Source organism: Flavobacterium sp. (assembly GCF_031422135.1).
Taxonomy (GTDB): domain Bacteria; phylum Bacteroidota; class Bacteroidia; order Flavobacteriales; family Flavobacteriaceae; genus Flavobacterium.
Window position 1 is genome coordinate 37,478 of the sequence record NZ_JANOQD010000062.1, and the last position, 25,080, is coordinate 62,557.

The 25,080-nt window shown below is 31.7% G+C and carries 20 protein-coding genes; 11 read left to right on the forward strand and 9 right to left on the reverse strand.

The features are described from left to right. The 8 genes from ubiE to RMO70_RS08735 form a co-directional block, all read right to left on the reverse strand. On the reverse strand, positions 1 to 732 hold the full coding sequence (gene ubiE, locus RMO70_RS08700) for a bifunctional demethylmenaquinone methyltransferase/2-methoxy-6-polyprenyl-1,4-benzoquinol methylase UbiE (protein WP_310556042.1): 732 nt from the start codon (positions 730 to 732) through the stop codon (positions 1 to 3). Between the two features lie 511 nt (positions 733 to 1,243). Then, the gene (locus RMO70_RS08705) at positions 1,244 to 1,732 is read right to left on the reverse strand and encodes a dihydrofolate reductase (RefSeq protein WP_310556043.1); all 489 of its coding nucleotides are present in this window, start codon (positions 1,730 to 1,732) and stop codon (positions 1,244 to 1,246) included. Then, positions 1,732 to 2,067, reverse strand: coding sequence for a 2TM domain-containing protein (locus tag RMO70_RS08710; protein ID WP_310556044.1), 336 nt, complete (start codon positions 2,065 to 2,067; stop codon positions 1,732 to 1,734). The genes RMO70_RS08705 and RMO70_RS08710 overlap by 1 nt, the downstream gene beginning before the upstream one ends. Positions 2,068 to 2,109: 42 nt before the next feature. Further along, the gene (locus tag RMO70_RS08715; RefSeq protein ID WP_310556045.1) at positions 2,110 to 2,961 is read right to left on the reverse strand and encodes an energy transducer TonB; all 852 of its coding nucleotides are present in this window, start codon (positions 2,959 to 2,961) and stop codon (positions 2,110 to 2,112) included. A 16-nt stretch (positions 2,962 to 2,977) separates the two neighbouring features. Beyond that, positions 2,978 to 3,802, reverse strand: a complete 825-nt coding sequence (locus RMO70_RS08720) for a thymidylate synthase (protein WP_310556046.1) — start codon at positions 3,800 to 3,802, stop codon at positions 2,978 to 2,980. A 72-nt stretch (positions 3,803 to 3,874) separates the two neighbouring features. After that, positions 3,875 to 4,498, reverse strand: coding sequence for a bifunctional nuclease family protein (locus RMO70_RS08725; RefSeq protein ID WP_310556048.1), 624 nt, complete (start codon positions 4,496 to 4,498; stop codon positions 3,875 to 3,877). 174 nt (positions 4,499 to 4,672) lie between these two features. Then, on the reverse strand, positions 4,673 to 5,641 hold the full coding sequence (locus RMO70_RS08730; RefSeq protein WP_310556049.1) for an electron transfer flavoprotein subunit alpha/FixB family protein: 969 nt from the start codon (positions 5,639 to 5,641) through the stop codon (positions 4,673 to 4,675). A 67-nt stretch (positions 5,642 to 5,708) separates the two neighbouring features. Next, positions 5,709 to 6,455, reverse strand: coding sequence for an electron transfer flavoprotein subunit beta/FixA family protein (locus RMO70_RS08735; RefSeq protein WP_310556050.1), 747 nt, complete (start codon positions 6,453 to 6,455; stop codon positions 5,709 to 5,711). 337 nt (positions 6,456 to 6,792) lie between these two features. On the opposite strand from RMO70_RS08735, the gene RMO70_RS08740 reads away from it, so the two are divergent. From RMO70_RS08740 to RMO70_RS08775, 8 genes are all read left to right on the forward strand, one after another. Continuing rightward, entirely contained in the window at positions 6,793 to 7,545 is a 753-nt protein-coding gene (locus RMO70_RS08740) for a T9SS type A sorting domain-containing protein (protein WP_310556051.1), read from the forward strand. A 159-nt stretch (positions 7,546 to 7,704) separates the two neighbouring features. Then, positions 7,705 to 8,409 carry a LytTR family DNA-binding domain-containing protein gene (locus RMO70_RS08745; RefSeq protein ID WP_310556052.1) on the forward strand — a complete coding sequence of 235 codons (705 nt, stop codon included), beginning with the start codon at positions 7,705 to 7,707 and terminating at the stop codon, positions 8,407 to 8,409. A 7-nt stretch (positions 8,410 to 8,416) separates the two neighbouring features. Beyond that, positions 8,417 to 11,239 (forward strand): histidine kinase, encoded by a 2,823-nt coding sequence (locus RMO70_RS08750; RefSeq protein WP_310556053.1) that lies wholly within the window; start codon positions 8,417 to 8,419, stop codon positions 11,237 to 11,239. A 108-nt stretch (positions 11,240 to 11,347) separates the two neighbouring features. After that, entirely contained in the window at positions 11,348 to 15,625 is a 4,278-nt protein-coding gene (locus RMO70_RS08755) for a hypothetical protein (RefSeq protein WP_310556054.1), read from the forward strand. 131 nt (positions 15,626 to 15,756) lie between these two features. Then, the gene (locus RMO70_RS08760; RefSeq protein ID WP_310556055.1) at positions 15,757 to 16,401 is read left to right on the forward strand and encodes a hypothetical protein; all 645 of its coding nucleotides are present in this window, start codon (positions 15,757 to 15,759) and stop codon (positions 16,399 to 16,401) included. A 177-nt stretch (positions 16,402 to 16,578) separates the two neighbouring features. Next, positions 16,579 to 17,556 (forward strand): pyruvate dehydrogenase complex E1 component subunit beta, encoded by a 978-nt coding sequence (locus tag RMO70_RS08765; protein ID WP_310556056.1) that lies wholly within the window; start codon positions 16,579 to 16,581, stop codon positions 17,554 to 17,556. Between the two features lie 77 nt (positions 17,557 to 17,633). Next, the gene (locus tag RMO70_RS08770; RefSeq protein ID WP_310556057.1) at positions 17,634 to 20,123 is read left to right on the forward strand and encodes a DUF5686 family protein; all 2,490 of its coding nucleotides are present in this window, start codon (positions 17,634 to 17,636) and stop codon (positions 20,121 to 20,123) included. Between the two features lie 203 nt (positions 20,124 to 20,326). Beyond that, on the forward strand, positions 20,327 to 20,929 hold the full coding sequence (locus RMO70_RS08775; protein ID WP_310556058.1) for a DNA-3-methyladenine glycosylase 2 family protein: 603 nt from the start codon (positions 20,327 to 20,329) through the stop codon (positions 20,927 to 20,929). On the opposite strand, the gene RMO70_RS08780 is transcribed toward RMO70_RS08775, so the two are convergent. Then, positions 20,926 to 21,369 (reverse strand): DoxX family protein, encoded by a 444-nt coding sequence (locus RMO70_RS08780; protein WP_310556059.1) that lies wholly within the window; start codon positions 21,367 to 21,369, stop codon positions 20,926 to 20,928. The genes RMO70_RS08775 and RMO70_RS08780 overlap by 4 nt on opposite strands. A 104-nt stretch (positions 21,370 to 21,473) precedes the next feature. Between RMO70_RS08780 and RMO70_RS08785 the strand changes: the two genes are divergently transcribed. The 3 genes from RMO70_RS08785 to RMO70_RS08795 all read left to right on the forward strand — a co-directional run. Then, complete coding sequence (locus RMO70_RS08785; protein ID WP_310556060.1) at positions 21,474 to 22,004, forward strand: inorganic diphosphatase; 531 nt, start codon at positions 21,474 to 21,476, stop codon at positions 22,002 to 22,004. Positions 22,005 to 22,134: 130 nt separating this feature from the next. Continuing rightward, complete coding sequence (locus RMO70_RS08790) at positions 22,135 to 22,734, forward strand: hypothetical protein (protein ID WP_310556061.1); 600 nt, start codon at positions 22,135 to 22,137, stop codon at positions 22,732 to 22,734. 267 nt (positions 22,735 to 23,001) lie between these two features. After that, on the forward strand, positions 23,002 to 25,080 hold a 2,079-nt coding region (locus tag RMO70_RS08795), incomplete at its 3' end, for a sodium-translocating pyrophosphatase (RefSeq protein ID WP_310556062.1).

Consider the following 25,080-nt stretch of genomic DNA (forward strand, 5'->3'; position numbering starts at 1 on the left):
TTAATTTTTTGAGGCGGAATAAATAGTTGCTACTCCAAAAGTTTGCGGTGTGTGTTTTACATCTATAAACCCAATTTTCCTCAAAATATTGTTTAATTTTTCGCCATACGGAAAAATTGATGCCGAATCGCAAAGATATTGATAGGCTACTTTGTCTTTTGAAAAAAGCTTGCCTATTAATGGAAGCATATTTTTAGTATAAAATGTATATCCAACTCTCAATAAATAATTTTCTGGAATCGAAGTTTCTAGTATCACAAAAATACCTTTTGGTTTTAAAACGCGCCTAATTTCTAAAAGTCCTTTTTCAAGATTTTCAAAGTTTCTTATTCCAAATGCTACTGTAACCGCATCGAAATGGTTGTCGTCAAAAGGAATTTTTTCAGAATCACCTAAAATCATTTCTATTTTTTCAGAAAGATTTCGAGCGCTTATCTTTTGTTTTCCTACTTCTAGCATACCAGCAGAAATGTCTAGACCAATAATTTTTTTCGCATTTGTAGCAGACATTAGTATCGCTAAATCCCCTGTGCCAGTAGCAATATCCAAAATAGTATCAGGATTGGTTTTGGTTACCATTGTAAGCATTTTTTTTCGCCATTTTACATCAATTCCAAACGAAATCACTCGGTTCAACTTATCATATTTGGTAGATATGGCGTCAAACATTTGAGCAACTTGTTCTTTTTTACCTAAATCTGAATCTTTGTAAGGTTTGGTGCTTATGGACATAAAAAAAATTTTGTACAAATATAAGCTTATTTTCTCAAAATTGAAAAACAGGTAATTTGTCTAGATAATTTGTAATTTTAACGTTTGTTTAACCTAAATTAAGGATTTGTAAAAATACCAAGTATTTGGTATTGTGTGGATTATAAAATTGATATAAGTTTACTATCTAATAAATGCAGTGTAAGTAAAATTACAGTAACATTAATTAAATATGATAAGTTGGCACAATTTATCTTATTTTTTCATTTTAGCAGCAATTGTATTTTGCAATTGCACAATGGAAGTGCCGCAACGTTCTTTGGGTTAAATTTGTTTTTGGAAATTTTAGTTTTTGTTGTAAAACTTTAGTGGTATTTTGTTTTACAATAGTTTAGATTAATTTAGAGGTTTTTCATTGGCTAATAATAGGTTTAGTTGAACAGTGAAAAACAAAATCAATGCTTTGTGAAAAAGAATTTTTGTGCATTTATTTGATTTAAAAAGCACTTCATCTAGAGGTGCTTTTTTTTAATTATTTTGACCTTTTGTAGGTTTCAAAGTCGAATGAATGTTGGTGTTTTTCATCAATTGGGTGAAATTCGGATGCAACTAGTTTCCATTTATTTAAATCAATTTCAGGAAAATAAGCATCAGCATCAAATGTATTGTGAATGCGAGTAAGCTCGATTGTATCAGTAATTTCAATGGATTGTTTGTATATTTCTCCGCCACCTATAATGAAAAGAGTTTCATTTTTTGGGCACATTTCAATAGCTTTTTCAATAGAATTTACTACGAAACAACCATCAGGAACTTGGTAATTATGATTTCTAGAAATGACAATATGTGTTCTGTTTGGCAGTGGTTTAGGGAAGCTTTCAAAAGTTTTTCTGCCCATAATAATGTAATGTCCAGTAGTTAAAGCTTTGAATCGTTTAAAATCATCTGGCAAGTGCCAAATTATTTTATTGTCTTTGCCTAATTCATTGTTTTTTCCTACAGCTGCAATAATTGTAATCATTAATCTAAAGTATTGTTTTGCTCTAAATCCTTTTCAAGCTGTTCTATTTTTCGTTCTTGTTTTTGAATTAATTTATCAATTTGTGCTCGTTCCCAGTTTTTGTTCATAAAACTTGTGGTTATAAAAACGCGAATAAAGTGCAACACAAAAATAAAACTCAAAATAGTCACTACCCACAAAAACCAGTTAGTTTCTGGATAAACATTTAATAATTTATTGACAACGATCGAAAAAATACATAGTAAAACAAAAAATACAAAATGATAATACAATCTTTTTTTTTGTTTTAAACGTTCTCTTGCATATTCGTAAAGTTCGTGCTGATTTTGATCCATAAAGTATTTGTTTGCGAATTAAAGATAAGAATTTTTTGAATTTTATTCAGGGTAAATTGAAAAATTAATTGGAAACATATATTTTACTCTAACAGGTTTTCCTTTATCTAAAAAAATGGAAGGTCTTGTTTCAAAATAGTCCTTTGTCAATTTTAAAGTTTGTAAATCTAAACCGTAACCAACTCCCTTAATTAATCTTGTTTCATAAACTTTACCATCTTTTTCAATAATAAATTCAACGATAATTTTATCATTTATAGGTTTAGTTACATAATCTGAAACATATTCAGTACGAATTTTTTTATAAAGAAATTTTGGAAAAAGCTGAATATTTTTTTCAGCTTTTTGATTTACATCAATTGTGCTTATTTCTCCTTTATTTAAAATGGTAAGTGAATCGTTTGAAATTTTTGATTCTTTTATTTCTTCTTTATAATCCTTAATTATTAATTGCCACTTTTTATCTGTAGTTATTTCTCTTTTTAATTTTCCTTGTAAATCATATTCTTTAACCTTAATTGGAAAATCTTTGTTAGAAATTTCTTCCGATTTAAGAGTTCCATCTCGATACCATTCCATTTTTTTATTATTTTCTTCAACAAACCATTTTTCTCCATTTTCATAAAACCCCTTACTGAAAATTTTCTCCCCAATGAATGTATGTCCATAGTTGCCTTGACGAATTTTGAATTCAGTTATTTTACAAGTGTTTCCTGATTTATAAGAGATAGTATTTCTTTGTTTGTCTTGTAAAACTTCTTTCTTTCCATAATAAGTTGCGTTTGCTTCTGTAGTCGTTTGCCATAAATCATCGAAAAAGTTGGTTTTCGTATCTTCTTGTGCAAATGTTAAAAGACTAGTGCAAACTAATGTAATAGCGAATATTTTTTTCATTTTATAAATATTAAAATTAAACCGCAACAGCTCCTTTTATGTGTGCATGTGGCTCATAATTTTCTAATGTAAAATCTTCAAATTTAAAATCGAAGATATTTTTAATGTTTGGATTCAAAATCATTTTCGGCAATGATTTTGGTTCTCGAGATAATTGCAGCTCTAGTTGTTCAAAATGATTATTATAAATATGTGCATCACCAAAAGTATGAATGAATTCACCAGGTTCCAAGTTGCAAACCTGTGCAATCATCATAGTGAACAAAGCATAAGAAGCAATATTAAATGGTACTCCAAGGAAAATGTCAGCACTTCTTTGATACAATTGGCACGATAATTTTCCTTCTGAAACATAAAACTGAAAGAAAGCGTGGCAAGGTGGCAAGGCTACCTTTCCTTTTTCGATATTTTCGGCAAACGATTTTGTCGTGTCTGGCAAAACCGATGGATTCCAAGCCGAAATTAGCATTCGTCGACTGTTTGGATTGGTTTTTAGAGTTTCTATGAGTTCGGTAATTTGGTCAATTTCTTCGCTATTCCAGTTTCTCCATTGATGACCGTAAACAGGTCCTAAATCCCCATTTTCGTTGGCCCAATCGTCCCAAATTTTAACTCCATTCTCTTTTAAATAGGCAATGTTAGTATCGCCTTTCAAGAACCAAAGCAGTTCGTAAATTATCGATTTTAAATGCAATTTTTTAGTAGTAACCATTGGGAAACCTTCGCTCAAATCGAAACGCATTTGGTAACCAAAAACACTTTTTGTTCCAGTTCCAGTTCGGTCTCCTTTTTGGGTTCCGTTTTCTAGAACGTGTTGTACTAAATCTAGATATTGCTTCATTTTTTTTGTTTATTCTATTAATTGTAAAATTGTTTAATCGGTCAACCGATTAAACAATTTTACAATTAACCATTATGCTTCTCTTTTCGAAATTTCGTCTCTTATTTTGGCGGCTTTTTCATAATCTTCATTATTCACTGCTGTTTCTAGCATTTCATGGAGTTCAGAAAGGCTTTGTTTAGTGTAATGATTTTTACTGTCGTTGCTTTCTTCTGTGGTAAAAGCATCAGAATTTGAAAGCACATCATCGAGTATGTTTTCTGGGTTGTCATTCTCGGTATTTGCTTTCAGAAAAATGCCTGCTTTGTCTAAAATATTTTTATACGTAAATATTGGTGCGTTAAAACGCAATGCCAACGCAATAGCATCCGAAGTCCTCGCATCGATAATTTCTTCTATCTTGTCTCGTTCGCAAATTATGCTCGAGTAAAAAACGCCATCAACTAGTTTGTGAATGATGATTTGTTTGACAACTATATCAAATCGATCGGCAAAACTTTTGAACAAATCGTGTGTGAGTGGGCGAGGAGGCTTGATTTCTTTTTCCAGAGCAATGGCAATAGATTGTGCTTCGAAAGCCCCAATCACAATGGGTAATTTGCGATCGCCATCTACTTCGTTCAAAATTAATGCATAAGCACCATTTTGTGTTTGACTGTAGGATATTCCTTTTATTGTTAGTTTTACTAAACTCATTTTAAGTTGTTAGATTGCAAATTTTAGGCATTAGATTGCAGAATCTAAATGGTATAAAGCAATGCTGTTTTAATTACACGCAAAGTAACAAAAAACTTTTGCTTCTTAAAAGAAAAAACTACCTAATAAAATTATTAGGTAGTTTTTTGAATATGTATTTTTTGAGATTAAAAACTAGCTATTTGCTGCTTTAAAAGCTTTTAATTTTTCGGTTAATCTTGGAAGGATATCAAAAGCATCACCTACAATACCATAATCAGCTACTTTAAAGAAAGGAGCATCGGCATCAGAATTGATAACAACCTTAATTTTTGATGAGTTAATTCCAGCGATATGCTGAATGGCCCCTGAAACACCTACTGCAATATACAAGTTGGTTGCTACTGGTTTTCCAGTTTGTCCAACGTGCTCACTGTGAGGTCTCCAACCCAAATCAGAAACGGGTTTAGAGCAAGCAGTTGCTGCGCCCAAAACAGCTGCTAAATCTTCAATTAACCCCCAATTTTCTGGTCCTTTCATTCCACGACCACCTGAAACAACTACATCAGCATCGGCAATAGTAACTTTTCCTGATCCTTTTTCTACTGATTGTACTTGTACACCAAAATCAGCATCAGAAATACTTGGAATAAAATCTTCTGCAGAAGCGGCTCCAGCATTTTCGAAAATACCATAAGAGTTTTTACCTAGACACAATACTTTTATATCGGTATTTATTTCGGTAATATTGAAAGCTTTGTTAGAAAAAGCGGTTCTTTTTACTTGAAATGGTGATTGTGAAATAGGCAATCCAACTACATTGGATGCAAATCCTGCCTCTAAAGAAACGGTTAAAAGTGGTGCAAGATATAAACTATCTGTGCTAGATGAAAGTAAAATTAATTTTGAACTTTCTTTTTGAGCCGCTTGTTTGATGGCGTCAGCATAAGCTTTTGCAGTAAAATTCGCCAATTTATCATTGGTTACTTTTAACACTTTGTCTACACCATATGAAGCAAGTTCGGAAACATCGCTCATATTTATGGTTATTGCTGTTACAGTTTGACCTGTTGTTTCAGCTATTTTTTTTGCATAAGAAGCCAATTCGAAAGCTACTTTCTTAAATTTTCCTTCTGCTGATTCTGCATATATTAATATTGACATAATAATTTTAGATTTAAAGATTAAATAATTGAAAAATTGAAAAATTTCAATAATTCGTAATTCGTAATTAAATTACTTTCGCTTCGTTATGTAATAAATTAATTAATTCGTCTAGATTGTCTGCGCTAACTAGTTTTACTGCCGATTTTGCTGCTGGTTTTTCAAACTTAACCGCTTTTGTAGCGTTTTCTGCGCTTACAGGCTCTAGTATTGTTAAAGCTTTTGTTCTAGCAGTCATAATACCACGCATATTAGGAATACGAAGGTCTTTTTCTTCAACCAATCCTTTTTGACCACCAACAATTAATGGTAAAGTAGTTGAAACGATTTCTTTCCCACCGTCAATTTCTCTGGAAGCTTTAGCGGAAGTACCATCAATAGTTAATTCTGTACAAGAATTTACAAAATTCATACTTAATATACCAGCAATCATTCCAGGAACCATTCCACCATTGTAATCTAGTGATTCTTTTCCAGCAATTACAAGATCGTAACCGCCTGTTTTTATCACCTCAGCTAATTGTTTTGCAACAAACATTCCGTCAGTAGGACTTGCGTTTACACGAATCGCTTCATTAGCGCCAATTGCCAATGCTTTGCGTAAAGTAGGCTCAGTATCTGGACCGCCAACTGTTACAACCGTAACATTTGCGCCTTGTTGTTCTTGAAACCAAATGGCTCTGGTTAAACCAAATTCGTCATTAGGGTTGATGACAAATTGTACACCATTGGTATCAAATTCTGAATCACCATTGGTAAAATTAATTTTTGAAGTAGTATCAGGAACGTGACTGATGCAAACTAATATTTTCATTTTCTGTATCTTAAATTGAAATACAAAAATAATACAAAATTTTTAAATAATATACTATGCGTGCATAATATTTTTTAAACTACTGCTATTTCTTTTTAATATTGAAAAAGTTCCTTTGTTTAGCTATGTATTCTAAGTAATCAAGTGACAAATTTATAGAGTCAAAACAAAATACACTTATTAAAACCGCTCCAATTAGACTATATTTTTTTCATAAGTATTTTGAACTAAAAGCATTATGTCGGCTTTTATTTGTGTTTTATCGATGTAATTACGTAAATGTTAATGATTTTATTCCTACATTTGTTCAATAAAAAATAAAATCAAAAAAAACCCTATGAAAACAAAACTACTTTTTTTAGCACTACTAGTTACCTCAACTGGTTTTTGTCAGGCACTTTTGAGCTCAACAACTCCTATTACTCCTTACTTGACTGTTAACTCACCAGTCGGTGAAGAAATTGGAAAAATAATTGATGGAGATATTAATACTAAATTTTCAGATACAAATATCGCAGATGGCATTGGATTTCAAGTTAATTTAAGCTCAAATCCAGCTACTGTCGTAAGGATTGATGTTAGCCTCTCAAATAATATCCCAAATAGAGACCCGCAAAATTTTCAATTATCCGGTTCTAATGATGGGATAACATACACTTCTATTTATAACGGTGTCATAGTGTGTGGTCAGTCTAGAAATACCGTTTTGACTTACTCTTTTACAAATATTATAAGTTATGGATATTACCGTGTTAATTTTACTAATTTGTGTGGCAATCAAAGTACTTTTCAAGTGGCAGAGGTCCAACTTTTTGGGAGTACTTTAAGTGTAAATGATGCTTTTGAATTAAAAGATTTTGTTTTCTATCCAAATCCAGTAAAAGACGTATTAAGTATCTTGAATAATAAAAACAGTTTTATACAACAAATACTTGTTACTGATGTGACTGGTAAAGTGGTTGAAAATTTTAAATTTAATAATGCTACTAACGCACAACAATTACAATTGAGCAATTTAAGTTCTGGAATTTATTTGATAAAAATAGTTTCTCAAAATTCAAGTCTCACAAAGAAAATTATAATAGAATAAATTGAATAAAACAATTATTTAACTCCCTGAATTCTTCAAATTAAAGTTCAGGGAGTTTTTATTTTGGGTAAAATCAAAAACTATCGAATATATAATTGCAATAACTAATTTTAAATAATTATTTTTTTATTCATTCAATTTTGTTACTTTTAAAAATATATGAATTTAAAAACAATCCTTGTAGACGACGAAATTCTAAACCTCAAAAATTTAGAAATAATACTAACTGAAAACTTTCCTTTTGTAGAAATTTTAGGGTTATTTCAAACTGTTGCAGATGCAAAATCATTTATTGAAAATAATCCGATAGATTTACTTTTTTTAGATATTTCGATGCCAATAGAAAATGGATTCGATTTATTGCAATATTTTCCAATTAGAAATTTTCAAGTGATTTTTGTAACAGCGCACGAGGAATATGCTATTAAAGCCATTCGAGTTGGAGCGACAGATTATTTGCTAAAACCTGTTTTAATTTCCGAATTACGGATTTCGATTGACAAAGTTTGTGCAGTTTGTGGTGTAACAGATAAGGCAAAGACCGAAAACCAACTTAATATAACATACGAAGGAGGAAAATCGATATTAGATTTTGATGAAATAGTATATCTCAAAGGATTTGACAATATAACTACAATTTATCTTACAAGAAATAGAAAACTTACAGTCGCAAAAACACTAAAACATTTTGAAAATTTATTGGATAACCATTTTTTTAGAAATCACAAATCGTTTATTGTAAATTTAAAGTTTGTAACTAAAATTTTAACACGAGAAGCTTATCTTATAGAATTGAAAGAAGGAACGCAATTGCCCATTTCTAGAAGAAATTATAAAGATTTGAATCAGATATTGAATAAATAATATTGTTATGAAGTATTTATTATCTTGTTTATTTGTTATTATTTCAACAATTGCAATAGCCCAAAATCAATACAAATTCAACCATTTTACTACCGATGAAGGCTTGCCGTCTAACTCTATTTATAGCATAACCGAGGATAAAAAGGGCAATATTGTATTAGGAACCGACAATGGGTTGACTTTTTTTGATGGTAACGATTTTACAAACTACAACATAAAAGAAGGACTTATAAATCCTTATATAACGGCTGTTTCTACAGATGAAAGTGGTGTTATCTGGTTTATAAACTACAACGGGAAGCTACAAAAATTTGAGAATAATAAAATTGTAAATACACCCATTTTTACAGATACCTATAATCAGTTATTTAATCTAAAAGACAAATTATTTCTCTACACCATACAAAACAGATTTAGCAACAAATGTTATGGTTACAACCAAATAACCAAAAATACTTGGCAAATTCTAAGACCAAAGAACGGAATTATTTCGAAAAGAATTGCGCCACCCCTATTAGTTCAAGACAATAAGGAAATTATATTTGATAACAACAATCTAATTTATAATAATGTTAAAGTCCCGATTCCTGATGAGGTGAAGTTTTTGCACAAAGTAATTTTTAGAAAAAATGATGTTTGTCTTCTCGATGAAAATTTCTTATTTTTAGTAGATTATAAAGGCATTATAACGAACAAAATAAAATTACCTCAACCCCTTTCTGTAAGTCCTATTTATAAATATGATTTTATTGTAGATCAGCAAGAAAACTGTTGGTTAAGCATACAAAGCAAAGGGCTTTTTGTCTTAAAAAATAATAAGTGGAATTCAATTAGCGAAAATTTAGGTTTGAGTATTTCTGATAACGTTAATTTTTTGTGTTGTGACAGAAAAGGAAAAATCTGGATTGCAACAAATGAAAAGGGATTGTATTGTATTCCAAACGTAAATATTTCTAGTATACAATTTAAAAATCAAGAAAATTATTTTAATGGTTTTGCTAATTCTATAGACCCAAAATCATTATTTATTTCCACAAAATTTAGCTTGTATTCATACAGTAAAAAAGAATTAAATTTACTAGAAAAATCTATTTTAGAGATTAAAATTGGTAATTACAATACGATTCCTGTTTTTTATACTCCAGTAAAAACTGAAACAAACTGGAACAAAGAAAGAAAATTATTAACTGTAACAGGGAAACAAATCATTAAAAGCGACAATGATAAACATTATATTTTAGCTGGAAATTCATCAATAAATATATTTGAAAAAAGAAGTATCAGCTTTAAATCTATTAATGCTAAAATTCCTAAAAAAGAGAAAATAAAACAAATTGTTTTGTATAAAAATGAATACTATTTTAACAATGCAGAAAAAATAAACATCAGAACTTTTGACGATGATTTTATATACAACAAAAGAGAATTAAAGTTCAAGATAAAAGGATATATTGAAGATTTTGTTTTTATAAATGACACTATGTGGATAGCTTCAAACAACGCTGTTTTTAAAGTCTATAAAGAACAAATTGTGGATAGTATTTCTGAAGTAAATGGTATAAAGCTGGACAACATTCACAAAATAAAACTCTTAGAAGATGGCGTTTTTCTTTGTGCAGGAAACGGGCTTTTCAAAATTTCTAAAACAGGAAATAGGGTATTGAATAGATATAACTTTTTGCCAAATAATGATGTGTATAATGTAGCATTATCTGAAAATGAATTATTAGTTGCTACCAAAAATGGTTTAGGTAAAATAAGTTATAATTTGGTCAAAAAAAATTCAGACAAACCCATTTTTAACATTTTTTATTACTCAAAAAAAATTAAAAAATTAGTCATTGACTCTGAATTAAATTCAATTAAAATAAGTCTTAAAATTCAGAATTTTCAGTCTACAAAAAACCAACTCATTCAATACAAAATAGACGATACTCCTTGGATTGTTTCGCAAGGTAAAAACCTTTATTTTCAGTCACTTTCCTACGGGAATCATACTATTTTTGTTCGTGTTCGCGATGTAAATTCGAACTGGTCAACAAAAACAATCTCGGTTTACAAGTCATTTCCTTTTTATCTGAAATGGTGGTTTATTTTGTTTTCAAATATCTTGTTAGTTGCATTGATTTATGGTATTTATACTTATCAAATAAAAAAGATAAAAGCAAAAAAACAACAAGAAATTGAAACCAACAATAAAATTGTAGAATTGCGACAAAACGCTCTATCTGCTATGATGAATCCGCATTTTGTGTTCAATTCGCTAAATGCGATACAGTATTTTGTAAACAGCAATCAGAAACAACAAAGCAGCGAGCATTTAGGAAAATTGGCACGATTGGTTCGATTGTTTCTCTCGCAAGCATCGGAGCCATTGATTAGTATTTCTGACGAAATTAACCGACTGAAATTGTATCTCGAACTAGAGCAAGTTCGTTTTATGAATTTTGATTTTACATTCAATATTGATGAAAATATTGATATGCATCAAACCAAAATTCCTAACATGATTGTACAACCATTTATAGAAAATGCGATTCTTCACGGCGTTTCGCATCTTACAGAAAAAGACGGAAAAATCGATTTGAATTTCAATTTAGATAAAAAAATTCTAACGATCGAAGTCATAGATAATGGTTTTGGGTTGGATAAAAATAAACAAAAAACCGATGTTCACATCTCTAAAGGTATTGCCATAATTTCCGAAAGAATAGAAATTTTGCAACAATCTTATCCCGAAAAAACATTTTCAATTAGCCAAGAAGTAGCTTTTCCTGATGCAGCCCGAAAAGGGCATAAAGTAATAATTTTAGTTACAATTTTAGACTAAAAACATCTTTTTTTACCGTTCCCTAAATAAAACCTACCGTATTCTAAATGGTTTTGGTTTGTAGTATTGGTTTGCAGTAGTTTTAGAAGATAATAAATTCTAAAAACTATGAAAGAAATAAAACTATTTTTTAAACTGGTATTAATTATAACACTATTCACGCAAACCATACAAGCACAAGAAAATGCTAAAGGAATTAAGGACCAAGGAATTAAAACGCATACACATCAACGAGGCTGTTGCCAATACAAAGTAATTTATGTTGGTGGCGGGTTTAACAATCCAACGGGAAGTAATAGTCAAAAATTATTTGGAAATAATTCCGGAAAGACAACAGGATTCACAATAGACTATTCGCAAACCATTGTTCGTAAATCTGGTTTTTCTTTTGGATTCAATGTTGGAGGCAATTTTTTTACTGGAAATGGGAATCCATTTGGAAGTACATTGCCAAAACCCTATTTGGTAACTGCTCAAATATCGAGCGAAGTAACGGGAACTTCAGACACAAAAAATTCGGGTTACTTTGTTGGTTTAGGACCACAATTTAATATTCATTTTGCCAATCGATTTGTGTTTAGCCCAATTTTTCAAATAGGTTATTTGGGCGTAACGCAGAGCGAATTTAAAGCTAAACAAACCACTTTAATGCAAGGTTTTGCATTGCCAAATTATACCAGAACTTACGATTTAATTTCGCAAACCGAAACCAAAACAAGCGGATTGGGTTTTATACCAAAAGCTCGATTATCTTATAGGATAAGTAAAAATATAGGTATTTGGTCAGAAGCAAGTTATTTACTAGGACCTACGGTAAAAAGTGAAATCACTACTTTTAAACCTGCTCAAGATCCCAATGCTCCACCGCCAAACAGTTATTTAATACAACAAATGGATGCAGGAACTTATACCAAAGTTAATAATGAGTCAAAATATAATACTTTAGGTTTTAATGCAGGATTATCATTCGCTTTTGGTGGCAAAAAGAGCGCTGAAGCTATCCCGCAAATTAGTAAAAACCCAAAATCTTGTTACACAACTGCTAATCTAATGGTTGATAAATTTAGTTGTTGTAACGACACTTTGGTGCTGAAAGGACATTTTGATATAAACAAAACTGTTAATTCAGTTGTAGATAATATTTCTATCACTAAAGTAACTGACAGTAATGGAAATATAGTTAAAAACTCTCTGGTTTTGCCATCAATCATTAAATCTAATGGAGTAAAAAGAGGTTCAGATTATGTTTTTGAATTTAAAATAGATGGAAAAACTTGCAAAAAAGATTTGATTTTTGAATATGTTGTAATTACTACTTGCACAACAAATGGTATAAAAGAATCTACCGAAAATAAAGAAACAAAAACAATTCTAGAAAAAGATATTCCGTGTTGTAATTGCGACAAATCAAAAGAAATAGGAGGCGACAGTTCCGAAAGAAATATTCATAATTACCCGGATGGTGGTCACGCAGTAGTTGGAAATGACAATACTAGAAAAAAGGCTTGTTTTGCAGAAGCTACATTAATTACTACTAAATTCAAATGTTGCGAAAATCAAATCTTAATTGAAGGCTTTTTTGATGTGTATGCTGCAACAAATACAGTGGTAAATAATGTTACTATCACAAAAGTAACTGATAATAAAGGCGTTGCAATTACAAATACTTTGATTTTACCTTTTAAAGTAAATCCAAAAGGAATAAGTAAAGGATATAAGTTTCCATTAGAATTTAAAATAGCCAATAATGCTTGCAAAAAAGATATAATTATAGAGTATGTAGTAAATGCAACTTGCACAACAAATAAAATCGAAAAATCTGTGCAATACTCAAATACAAAAACAATTCTTGAAAAAGAATTACCTTGTTGTGGTTGCGATAGTGAAGGAAGTTCTGATACTAGTGAAGAAAAATGTGAAAACAACCCAATTGTTAATGGAGATTTTTTAGAAACTGGTATAATTTCTGGAACAATGCCAACAGGCAAATTACCAAAATGGGAAAAAGCATACGGTTCGCCCAAAGCTGTCGCTTTACAAGGTTGTTTAGATACTGGATATGTCGAATTATCGGGAAATAAACTTTCTGGAAGTGCCATTTCTCAAAAATTAGACTCAAAAATTATTAGTGGTAAAAAATACAAAGTAACCGTTGCTGTTAAATATAACAAACAACAATTAGATTACGGAAAAATTAGAGTTGTTGCCTACAATGGCGTTTTACCCATTGGAAATTCGCACCCAATTCCTCAAGCAGATATAGCCATTATTGGCAGAAGTCCGCAAGTACACGATTGTGGTGACTGGGCATTTATAGAATTCCCAATTTGGAAAGCCAATAAAGATTTTGATAATATTGCTATTAATGCTTTTACCAATGAAGATGCTATTTCATCAACAGTATTAATTGACAATATTTCTTTTTGTGAGACACTAGAAAGCGAATGCCAAGAATTAGAAGTTGATGCTTCTGGAAATCCGATTGTTCCAATTAATTTAGGGACTATTCCATCAAATTTTACTTGTACAACTTATGATGATGAAGATGATTATTTTAATGGAAATTTAACTGACTTGTATGGTTATAATGGTACATTCGATATGTACGAGCAAAATTTTTCTGAAACATCAGACCAGTGTTTTAATATCGGCGGAGACGAAATTCCAGATGAAAAACCAATAGATTGTGATCAAGAGCTCCTCGATGCAGGTATAACTGAAACCTGTGCAGAAATTGAAACTCTTATAGATAGTATTTCTAACATCCCACAATTAATTCATAATTACTCTTTAATACCACCATTAACAAGTTCTTCTTGCAATGCAGACAATAGTACAATGGTTAATAACCTAAAAGAGCAAATGGCTTATGGTGGAAAAGACATTATATATGTACATGGACTAATGACAAACAATTTAACAGATCGTGCAAAAGGAGTTGCTGGTGCAATGGCAGATTGGCCTAATAAAACGGAGTTTGAAGATGGTGGATATTATAATGAAATTGCAGATGCAAATTGGGATGAGCATATTCAACATTTTTTAACTGGAAAAGGAAAGAAAAATAGGTATTTAAAAGTTTCATATAATTGTTCACAAGATGCGGAAACCGCAGCCAATAGTATAGCTTCTCAAATAAGAGATGCTATGGAATCTGGTAAAGGTGTAAATATGGATTTTGCAGATTTAAGATTTACTGAAGGCCCAAATAAAGAGCGTATTGCTAAATGTTTTGGTAAAGAATACATCATTATTTCACACTCTACTGGAGGATTGGTGGCTAATATTATGCTCTCATTAGCTAATAAAACAAAAACTATTGGCAGTATAGAAAGAATTAAATATGGAAATCTTAGTTATTTATCTGACAGATGCAAAGGGCATATTGCTATGCACAGCGCCATCAGCGGAAGTAATTTAGCAGCTGTAGCAGTTGGATTAGTCCCAAAAGTTACAAACCTACTTCAAAATTTAGGAACTGTAGATGGACAATTACTCGTTACAGCAATCACCGCATTAGCAAACCCTTTCATAAAGAAAAATCTTAATGCTTCCTATATTAATAATACTATTACAAATTTAAATACATGGGTGCCAAATTTAAATAAATTTATAAATTCCAGTATAATGGTAGATTTATCACCAAAAATAACCTACTCACGATGGGGCAATGTGATTAATGATATTTCTGTACCAGTATTAACAGTATCGGGTAATCATCCTACAGGACTAGAAGAATATCCATTAACCAAAAAAATTCTTAAAGGTTTAGACGACGGGGTTGTGAATACTGAAAGTTCTAGCGGCAGAAATCAAGTAAATCCAAAAGATTTTTCTGCAATTACTGTGATTTTAAAAAAGCGTATGTTTGATAAAGGGTTGCCTCCAATACGAGCTACGAAATTTTATAAGCAAGAGCATAGAATTTTGAATACTTTTTTTGCAAACAGCTCTCCTTTTATTTCTGTTACTGGAATGGTTTATCCGCCATCATTAAAAAGTATTAATGCTCAATTCAACAATCACTACACCTTTTTACAAGCATCAGATCAACATATGCTTAGTTATTCGACTGGATTTAATGGAAATTATCCTGAAACAAAAAAAGAATTTTCGATAAATTATGAAGAGGAATTGGTTACAAACGACTTAAATCTTTACAATAATGGCATAATAAACCCATTAATCAGAAAAGAGATGGGAGAATTTCTAAAATATAAAGATAGATTTTATCCAAAATTAACTTGGAAAAAAAATAAATTAGGAATAAGATTTCCTAAAATTATTTGGAAACGATTTTACATTTGGAAACGAACCTACCATCGCTTAAAAGACAATAATCTTTATGATATGGATTATACTTACAACTATTTATTCCCAAATTAAAATAGATTAAATTATAAATTTTTGCTTAAAAGCATTCATATAATTAAAACTATTTTAACTAATTAAGTTCAAAAAAACAAGTAACAATTACAATCCAAAATTAATAATACACAAACATTAAATTCAAAAATATGAAAAACAATTTTAAGAAAATTAGCCTATTATTTTTTTTAACAATAACTATCGTGAGTTGTAACTCTGATGCTGACCCAATACCTGTAGCGCTTATTCCCGCTGCCACTGTTCCTTGTGTTACAACCAACACACTTTTTCAGCAATTGTACAATACATTAAATACCGCAGCTTTTCCAGAAAGTTTATCAGGGTATAATAATGCAGTGACCCACGAATATACATTTAATGTTACTAATGTTGCGACAATTTGTAGTATCGGTTATCAAAGCCAAACCACATTGGTTAGTCAAAATTATCAAATAGATATTTATGATACTGTAACAAGCACGGTTGTTGCAACAATAACATCGACTTTTTCGTCAACAGCAACAAGTTATACTTCGTTAAGCACACCATTCGCTCTGGTAGCAGGTAGGTCTTACAAAATAAAAAGATACGGTCCTGCAACAGTGGCTAATCCTAATGGAGCAGGTCGTTGTGTTAGCAATAATGTAACGGGTACTGGAAATGTGAGTTTCCCAAAAACATTAGGTAATTTAACCATTACAGATTCTGATTTTTACACCCAAAATCTTAACGGTCAGGTAAGTGCTGGTGATAACAATAATTCTATGCCATTTATAGATATAGTGTTTCAATAAAATTCCTTTTAGATTATTACATAAAAAAAGTGATACTTGTGTGTCACTTTTTTTGATTTTCTAATGTTCAAATCAACTTTTTTTAATTAACAAATTATAAAAACCACTTAAAAAACATTTTTATCGTTTTAAATAATTATTTTTGTCCTTCAATTTTACAGATATACATCAAAATATATGAGAACGATACAATTTAGAGAAGCTATTTGCGAAGCGATGAGTGAAGAAATGCGTCGCGATGAATCCGTTTACTTAATGGGTGAAGAAGTTGCAGAATACAATGGTGCTTATAAAGCTTCAAAAGGTATGCTTGACGAGTTTGGTGCCAAAAGAGTTATAGACACACCTATCGCAGAGTTAGGTTTTGCTGGTATTGCAGTAGGTTCTGCAATGAATGGTTGCAGACCAATTGTGGAATATATGACATTCAATTTCTCATTAGTAGGTATTGATCAAATAATAAATAACGCAGCAAAAATGCGTCAAATGTCAGCTGGACAATTTCCAATGCCAATGGTTTTTCGTGGGCCAACGGCTTCAGCAGGACAATTGGGAGCAACGCACTCGCAAGCATTTGAAAACTGGTTTGCCAACACGCCTGGATTAAAAGTTGTGGTTCCAAGTACGGTTTATGATGCCAAAGGTTTGCTAAAAGCCGCCATTCGTGATAATGATCCTGTAATATTTATGGAATCTGAGCAAATGTATGGGGATAAAGGAGAAGTTCCTGAAGGTGATTATACCATTCCACTTGGTGTTGCCGATATTAAACGTGCTGGAAATGATGTAACTATTGTTTCTTTTGGAAAAATAATCAAAGAAGCTTTCATTGCTGCAGACGAATTAGCAAAAGAAGGTATCTCTTGCGAAATTATCGATTTGAGAACCGTTCGTCCTATGGATTATGAAACTATTTTAACTTCGGTTAAAAAAACAAATCGATTAGTTGTTCTTGAAGAAGCTTGGCCTTTTGCCTCTGTAGCTTCCGAAATTACATATATTGTTCAAGAGCGTGCTTTTGATTTTTTAGATGCACCAATTCAAAGAATTACCACTGCTGATACTCCTGCGCCTTATTCGCCAACTTTGCTTAAAGAATGGTTGCCTAACGCTCAAGATGTTGTCAAAGCGGTTAAAAAAGTGATGTATAAATAATTGTCAACTCCAAGTTGATAAAATAACTATATTTGAAACTTCATCCCTAAACTGATGAAGTTTTTTATTTTCCATATATGAAGCAAATAATTGTAATTTTAAGTTTATTTTCCTGCCTAAATAGTATTGCTCAAACCAAGGTAAGCGGTGTAGTGTATGACGAAACAAATCAACCCGTTCCTTATGCAAATTTATGTTTTAAAGGGACTCGTGATTGTGTTACTTCTGATGAAAACGGTCGGTTTTATATGGAAACAGAATCAGCTCAAAAAATTTTGATAGCCACTTATGCGGGTTATGATAATAAAGAAATTGTGCTCGATAAGGCGGTAAACTATGATATGAAAATTAAGTTGTCTGGTATAAATGCACTTCAAGAAGTTAAAATTTATGGAGGGAAAACCTCTAAGAAAAATAATCCAGCACTTGATATACTTCGAAAAATTTGGGAACGCAAACGAAAAAACGGTTTGAATATGTTCAACCAATACCAAATGAATAAATATGAAAAAGTAGAGTTTGATATGAATTCTATTGATTCCGCATTTATGAAGAAAAAGGTATTCAAAGGCTTGGAATTCATCTTCAAGCAAATAGACACTTCCGATGTTACAGGTAAAACCTATTTGCCTATTTTCATAAACGAATCCATATATGATGTCTATGCGGACAATACGAATGGTAAGAAGAAAGAAGTGTTAAAAGCCAATAAAAATTCAGGACTTGGAACAGGAAATGGTATCGAAACTTTTATAAAAGACTTGTATTCTGAATATAACATCTATGACAATTATTTAAATTTCTTTGACAAAAGTTTCGTGAGTCCACTATCAAAATCAGGAATCAACACTTATAATTATGTATTGGCTGACACGGCTTACATTGATAAAAAGTGGTGCTACAATATTGTGTATTATCCTCGTCGAAAAGGAGAATTGACATTCAAGGGTGATTTCTGGGTTAATGATTCCACTTTTGCCATCAAAAAAATAAATATGGCAGTGACTAAAAGTGCTAATATTAACTGGGTAAAAGACATTTACATTGAACAAGAATTTGAAGTGCTTAACGATTCGGTTTTTTTATTAAAAAAAGACCACATGATGTCTGACTTTTCATTTACCAAAAAGGAAGAATCAAAAGGATTGTATGGTAAACGTACCACATTTTATAGCGAACACAAGTTTAATGAAATCAAGCCAGATAAATTTTACAAACAAGACATTAATACTTTTGATCAATCGGTTTATGACAAAACAAATGAGTTTTGGGAAGAAAATCGAATGGAAACCCTTAGTAAAGATGAATCTGGGGTTTATAAAATGCTTGACACACTAAAAACTGTTAAAAAGTTCAAACAAATCTATAATTTAGGAAGTATACTAGCTAGTGGATACATTCAAATAGGGAATTTTGATTATGGACCACTATTTTCAACTTTTGGATTCAATGATATTGAAGGAGTCAGAATGAGAGTTGGTGCCAGAACCTATTTTAAACCAAACGATCCTTGGAGAATTCAAGGGTATACTGCTTATGGATTTAGAGACAATAAATTCAAATATGGAATTTCTGGAAAAGTAATGATAAACAAAAAAAATCGATTTATACTTACCGCAGGAAATAGTCGCGATATAGAACAAATTGGAGTAAGTCTTACTACATCTAACGATGTTTTAGGGCGAAGTTTTGCATCTTCTTCATTTTTTGCTAGTGGTGACAATAGTAAGTTAACAAATGTGAACTTAACCTCATTTTCTGCTGAAATTGAACCCTTAAAAAATCTAATTTTAAAAGCTGGAATATCCCATCGGGAATTAGAATCTGCTTCGCCAACTTTTAAGTTGGACTACAAAATAGCGCCCACTGTTTTGAATCCTTTGGGAGGTACGGTGTCTAAAGTAAATCAAACAGAGTTTACCCTAGGTTTTGATTATGCACCACGCCGAAAAACAGTAGGGTATGGAGTTGATAGGCTAGAAGTCGATTCGAATTACTCCAGAATATTTGTAAATTATAGTCAAGGTATAAAAGGTAGTTTGAATAGCGATTTTGATTATCAAAAATTACAATTGTATTACCGTCAACCGATTGTTTTAGGTGGTGCAGGACGATTGTTTTCTACATTCGAAGTGGGTAAAATTTTTAACGAAGTGCCTCTCGGATTACTAGCTGTCGTGCCAGGAAATCAATCGTATTTTGTGATCGACAATACTTACAACCTGATGAATTATTATGAATTTGTAACAGATCAATACGCATCGCTGCATTTAGAACATCATTTTAATGGTAAAATTTTCTCAAGAATTCCGTTTATGAAAAAACTGAACTGGAGAGAAATAGTAGGGATAAAAGCCGTTTATGGAAGTATTTCAGACGAGAATAAAGCCATCAATGCCTCAGGAATCAATTATCTTGCGCCTGTCGACGGATATTGGGAATATAATGCTGGAATTGCTAATATTTTCAAAGTATTTCGTATCGATTTTTCTTGGAGAGGAAGTTATCTTCAGTTGCCTGAAGCGCAAAAGTTTACTATTAAAGGGTCGTTTGGATTTTATTTTTAGAAGCCAATCCAGCTTTTTATTTCAAGCTTATTTGTAAAAATCTATTTTTCTATACTACAAAAAGAGCTTCCTTTGGTCGCTTTTTTATAGCTTGAAAAATTAGATTTTTACTGCATAAGGCTTTTCATTACAAACGAAGTTCACTGAACACCTATGAAAAGTAATATATAGTGAAGTAATCTGGGCTATAATACAAAACAATTATGCAAGAGGCAATACAACATCTTTCAAAAAAAGACAAAATATTCAAAACCATAATAGCAACTTATGGAATTCCTGTCATTCCATCAAGACCACAAGGTTTCGAAACGTTAGCATTATTGATTTTAGAACAACAAGTATCAATAGATTCTGCCAAAGCAACCTATAACAGACTAAAAGCACAAGTTGAAAGTTTCCAACCTGAAAATTTGCTGAATCTTTCTGACGAAAATTTCAGAACGTGTGGTGTAAGTCGCCAGAAAACAAAATACATAAAATGTCTTGCGGAAGCTATTTTAGAAAAATCAATTGATTTAATAAGTTTGCCCAATAAGTCTGTCGAAATTGTTCGTGAAGAACTTATCAAAATCAAAGGAATAGGCAATTGGACAATTGACATCTACTTAATGTTTTCGCTACAATCGCTTGATGTTTTACCACTGGGCGATATTGCTGTAGTCAACACCATAAAAGAGTTGTTAGACATTCACGATAAAACGGAAATGGAAGCCTACACCCAAAAATGGGCTCCTTACCGTTCTATGGCAACGTTTTTATTATGGCATCATTATTTGCAAAAACGCAATCGAAAAGTAGAATACTAGCTTCTCGAAAACAACTTAGCATCCAAACTATATTTTCCAGAGCCAGTAAAAAGTAAGCCTAAATAAATCATAAAGTAAATAAAAGCATCGTTAAACTGATACCCATTGTCGCCTTTATCTAAAATTGACATTGGAAAAACGACCAAGAAAATCCAACCCATACAAAAAAGCAGAAAAAATAAACTCATTCTAGTAAATAAGCCTAAAATTAACAATAAACTACAAATAAATTCAGCAAAAACAGTCAGTCCAAGAGATATTTTACTTGACATACCTAAAAAACTAACTTGCTTCATCCAAAATTCCGAAGCCGCCATTTCGTTAAAATGAATTAATTTTTCGTAGCCATAAAAAGCCATTAGTGAGCCAATTATTAAACGGATAAGTAATAATCCGAAATCAATATTGATTGCAATGCCTGAAAAGAGTAATTTTTTCATAATAAAAAGTATTTTTTGTTAGTTTGGTTTCTTCAAATATATTAAAATAAAACTTGTAAAACACTTTTTTTAAACTACTTTTGCACCCGCTTAAAATTAGGATTATGACAGCAGATAAAAAAACAACTTTCGATGTATTAGTCGAAATACCAAGAGGTAGCCGGAACAAATATGAGTACGATTTTGATTTAAAAAGAATGCGTTTCGACAGAATGCTTTTCTCCTCAATGATGTATCCAGCAGATTACGGATTCATTCCTGAAACGTTAGCTTTAGATGGCGACCCGTTAGATGTTTTAGTATTAGTTACCAAACCTACTTTTCCGGGTTGTGTAATTGAAGTGAAGCCTATTGGAGTTTTCCATATGGCAGACGACAAAGGACCAGACGAAAAAGTAATTTGTGTACCAATTTCGGATCCAATCTGGAATACTTTAAACGATTTGTCAGATATTAATGCGCACTTACTTAAAGAAATTGAACATTTTTTCCAAGTCTACAAAGATTTAGAAAATAAAAAAGTTGATGTTGAAGGATGGGGCGATGTAAACGAAGCGCGTGCTATTATTAAAGAATGTACCGAACGTTTTGATGCCATTGAAAACAAACCTGAAGGATTGTTTAGCATTAAATAGTATAAACAATAAATTTTAAAAAGGCAATTATCTTTTCGGTAATTGCCTTTTTTGTTTATTTTTGTTTATGATTTAACAGTTGTTAATTATGGGGAAACTTTATTTTGTCTTTTCAATTAGTCTTATAAGTTTGTTACTCTTAATTGTAAATGCAATATTATTTGCAAAAGAAAGTAAAGGCAAAAACCAGAAATATTATGTTTTGACAATCTACTTAATAACACTTTCGGTTATTGAAACCATTTGCAATTATATTGGTTTTTTTAAACCTGGTAACAATTTGTTTTTATCACATTTTTACTTCAATTTTCAGTTTTTGTTTTTGAGTTTTTTCTTTTATCAACTTTTTGAAAATCCATTTCTCAAGAAAATAATTGTTTTTGCATTTATAGCTGTTTATGCCTTTCTAATCATTCAATATTATTTGAAACCCGAAATTTTTTGGGGATTCAATTTACCAGAAATTTTATCCATATCGTTTATTTTGATTGCTTATTCGCTTATTCATTTATATAATAATTTAGGAGAAATAAAAAAGTATTATTATTTCTGTATTGGGCTAATAATGTATTTGTTATGCAGTAGCATTATTTTTATGTCTGGAAATTTTGAGTTGGTTTTTTTCCAAGATCCCTATATTGATATTTGGATTTTTAATTCGTTACTTTATATAGTCTATCAAATACTAATTCTTAAAGAATGGAAACTGCTTACAAGTAAAAGTTTATAATAGCCGATAAACATTGAAAATTTATTTACAGGAATATATTCGTTTAAAGTAAATTCAAACAAAAGAAGTGCATTAGTAAAATAATAAAAACTAAGTAGTAGTAATTTTTTATGAATTAGGCTTCGAGAAATTGGGGCCTTTTTTTGTTATAAATACATATATTCTAATAAACATATCAAAAAAGACATTTATTTTTAGGCTAATTGCCTTTTTTGTTTATTTTTGTTAAAACGAATTAAAATTAACCAATTAACTGAATACAATTTTATGAATACAATAATGATTTATGTGCCAATAGTTATGGCAATCATCGGATTGATTTTTATGCAAATCAAAAAGAGCTGGGTCTTAAAGCAAGACGCTGGAGACGGTAAAATGAAAGAAATTTCAGATTACATCTACGAAGGTGCATTAGCTTTCCTAAAAGCAGAATACCGTTTGTTAACGTTCTTCGTTATCGGAGCAAGTGTAGTTTTATTTGGTTTGACATTATTGCCAAACGCAACAACGCATTGGTTAATAGTTATTGCATTTATTATAGGAGCATTTTTCTCGGCTTTGGCTGGAAATATGGGAATGAAAATCGCAACAAAAACTAACGTTCGTACCACGCAAGCGGCAAGAACATCTTTGCCACAAGCACTTAAAGTTTCTTTTGGCGGTGGTACCGTAATGGGACTTGGAGTTGCTGGTTTGGCAGTTCTTGGTTTGACAGGAATTTTTATTCTTTTGTTTCATAAATTTATGGGCGGTGTTTGGACTTCTACAGAAGACATGACAATCGTTTTAGAAACTCTTGCTGGTTTCTCACTTGGTGCTGAATCTATCGCTTTATTCGCAAGAGTTGGTGGTGGAATTTACACCAAAGCTGCCGATGTTGGAGCAGATTTAGTTGGTAAAGTCGAAGCTGGAATTCCAGAAGATGACCCTCGTAATCCTGCTACAATTGCAGATAACGTTGGAGATAATGTAGGTGATGTTGCCGGAATGGGTGCCGATTTATTTGGTTCTTATGTAGCAACTGTTTTGGCTGCAATGGTTCTTGGAAACTACGTAATTAAAGATATGGGTGGAAAAATTGATGATCTTTTCGGAGGAATTGGTCCAATTTTATTACCAATGGCAATTGCGGGATTCGGAATTTTATTCTCTATTATTGGAACAATGGTTGTAAAAATATCTGATGACAATGCTAAAGAAGCACAAGTTCAAAAAGCATTAAACATAGGAAACTGGTTATCTATTGTTTTAACAGCAGTTGCTTGTTTTGTTTTGGTAAAATATATGTTGCCAGAAACAATGACTATGAGTTTCTTCGGCGAAGGAATGAAAGAAATTTCTTCAATGAGAGTTTTTTATGCTACAATCGTAGGTTTAATAGTTGGTGGAGCCATTTCATCGGTAACTGAATATTATACAGGATTGGGTACAAATCCAGTTTTGGCAATCGTACAAAAATCATCAACTGGAGCTGGAACCAACGTAATTGCTGGTTTGGCAACAGGAATGATTTCTACTTTTCCAACCGTGATTTTATTTGCAGCAGCAATCTGGGCATCCTACGCTTTCGCAGGATTTTACGGAGTAGCTTTGGCTGCATCGGCAATGATGGCAACAACAGCAATGCAATTGGCAATAGATGCTTTCGGACCAATTTCTGACAACGCTGGTGGAATTGCCGAAATGAGCGAATTACCAAAAGAAGTTCGTACTCGTACAGACATTTTAGATTCAGTTGGAAACACAACGGCTGCAACAGGAAAAGGTTTTGCTATTGCTTCAGCGGCATTAACTTCATTAGCTTTATTTGCTGCTTACGTAACATTTACAGGAATCGACGGAATTAATATTTTCAAAGCGCCTGTTTTAGCAATGTTGTTTATTGGTGGAATGATACCAGTAGTTTTCTCAGCATTAGCAATGAATTCTGTTGGAAAAGCCGCAATGGATATGGTGTATGAAGTGCGTCGTCAATTCAAGGAAATTCCAGGAATTATGGAAGGAACTGGAAAACCAGAATACGCAAAATGTGTTGATATTTCTACAAAAGCCGCTTTACGCGAAATGATGTTGCCAGGAATTATGACTATCGGTTTCCCAATTGCCATTGTGCTTTTAGGTAAATTGGTTTATATGAATGATGCAAATGCTAACGCAATCGTAGCCGAAATGTTAGGTGGGTATATGGCTGGAGTTACCGTTTCGGGTGTGCTTTGGGCAGTTTTCCAAAACAATGCTGGTGGTGCTTGGGACAATGCTAAGAAATCTTTTGAAGCTGGTGTTATGATTAATGGAGAAATGACATACAAAGGCTCTGACGCGCACAAAGCAGCGGTAACTGGAGAT

Coding starts and splice junctions, on each gene's coding strand:
- RMO70_RS08710 (WP_310556044.1), bottom strand. CDS start 2,067: ATGGATCAAAATCAGCACGAACTTTACGAATATGCAAGAGAACGTTTA.
- RMO70_RS08750 (WP_310556053.1), top strand. CDS start 8,417: ATGAAGTATTTATTATCTTGTTTATTTGTTATTATTTCAACAATTGCA.
- RMO70_RS08735 (WP_310556050.1), bottom strand. CDS start 6,455: ATGAAAATATTAGTTTGCATCAGTCACGTTCCTGATACTACTTCAAAA.
- RMO70_RS08745 (WP_310556052.1), top strand. CDS start 7,705: ATGAATTTAAAAACAATCCTTGTAGACGACGAAATTCTAAACCTCAAA.
- RMO70_RS08720 (WP_310556046.1), bottom strand. CDS start 3,802: ATGAAGCAATATCTAGATTTAGTACAACACGTTCTAGAAAACGGAACC.
- RMO70_RS08770 (WP_310556057.1), top strand. CDS start 17,634: ATGAAGCAAATAATTGTAATTTTAAGTTTATTTTCCTGCCTAAATAGT.
- RMO70_RS08765 (WP_310556056.1), top strand. CDS start 16,579: ATGAGAACGATACAATTTAGAGAAGCTATTTGCGAAGCGATGAGTGAA.
- RMO70_RS08725 (WP_310556048.1), bottom strand. CDS start 4,498: ATGAGTTTAGTAAAACTAACAATAAAAGGAATATCCTACAGTCAAACA.
- RMO70_RS08775 (WP_310556058.1), top strand. CDS start 20,327: ATGCAAGAGGCAATACAACATCTTTCAAAAAAAGACAAAATATTCAAA.
- RMO70_RS08730 (WP_310556049.1), bottom strand. CDS start 5,641: ATGTCAATATTAATATATGCAGAATCAGCAGAAGGAAAATTTAAGAAA.
- RMO70_RS08715 (WP_310556045.1), bottom strand. CDS start 2,961: ATGAAAAAAATATTCGCTATTACATTAGTTTGCACTAGTCTTTTAACA.
- ubiE (WP_310556042.1), bottom strand. CDS start 732: ATGTCCATAAGCACCAAACCTTACAAAGATTCAGATTTAGGTAAAAAA.
- RMO70_RS08705 (WP_310556043.1), bottom strand. CDS start 1,732: ATGATTACAATTATTGCAGCTGTAGGAAAAAACAATGAATTAGGCAAA.
- RMO70_RS08780 (WP_310556059.1), bottom strand. CDS start 21,369: ATGAAAAAATTACTCTTTTCAGGCATTGCAATCAATATTGATTTCGGA.
- RMO70_RS08740 (WP_310556051.1), top strand. CDS start 6,793: ATGAAAACAAAACTACTTTTTTTAGCACTACTAGTTACCTCAACTGGT.
- RMO70_RS08760 (WP_310556055.1), top strand. CDS start 15,757: ATGAAAAACAATTTTAAGAAAATTAGCCTATTATTTTTTTTAACAATA.
- RMO70_RS08785 (WP_310556060.1), top strand. CDS start 21,474: ATGACAGCAGATAAAAAAACAACTTTCGATGTATTAGTCGAAATACCA.
- RMO70_RS08755 (WP_310556054.1), top strand. CDS start 11,348: ATGAAAGAAATAAAACTATTTTTTAAACTGGTATTAATTATAACACTA.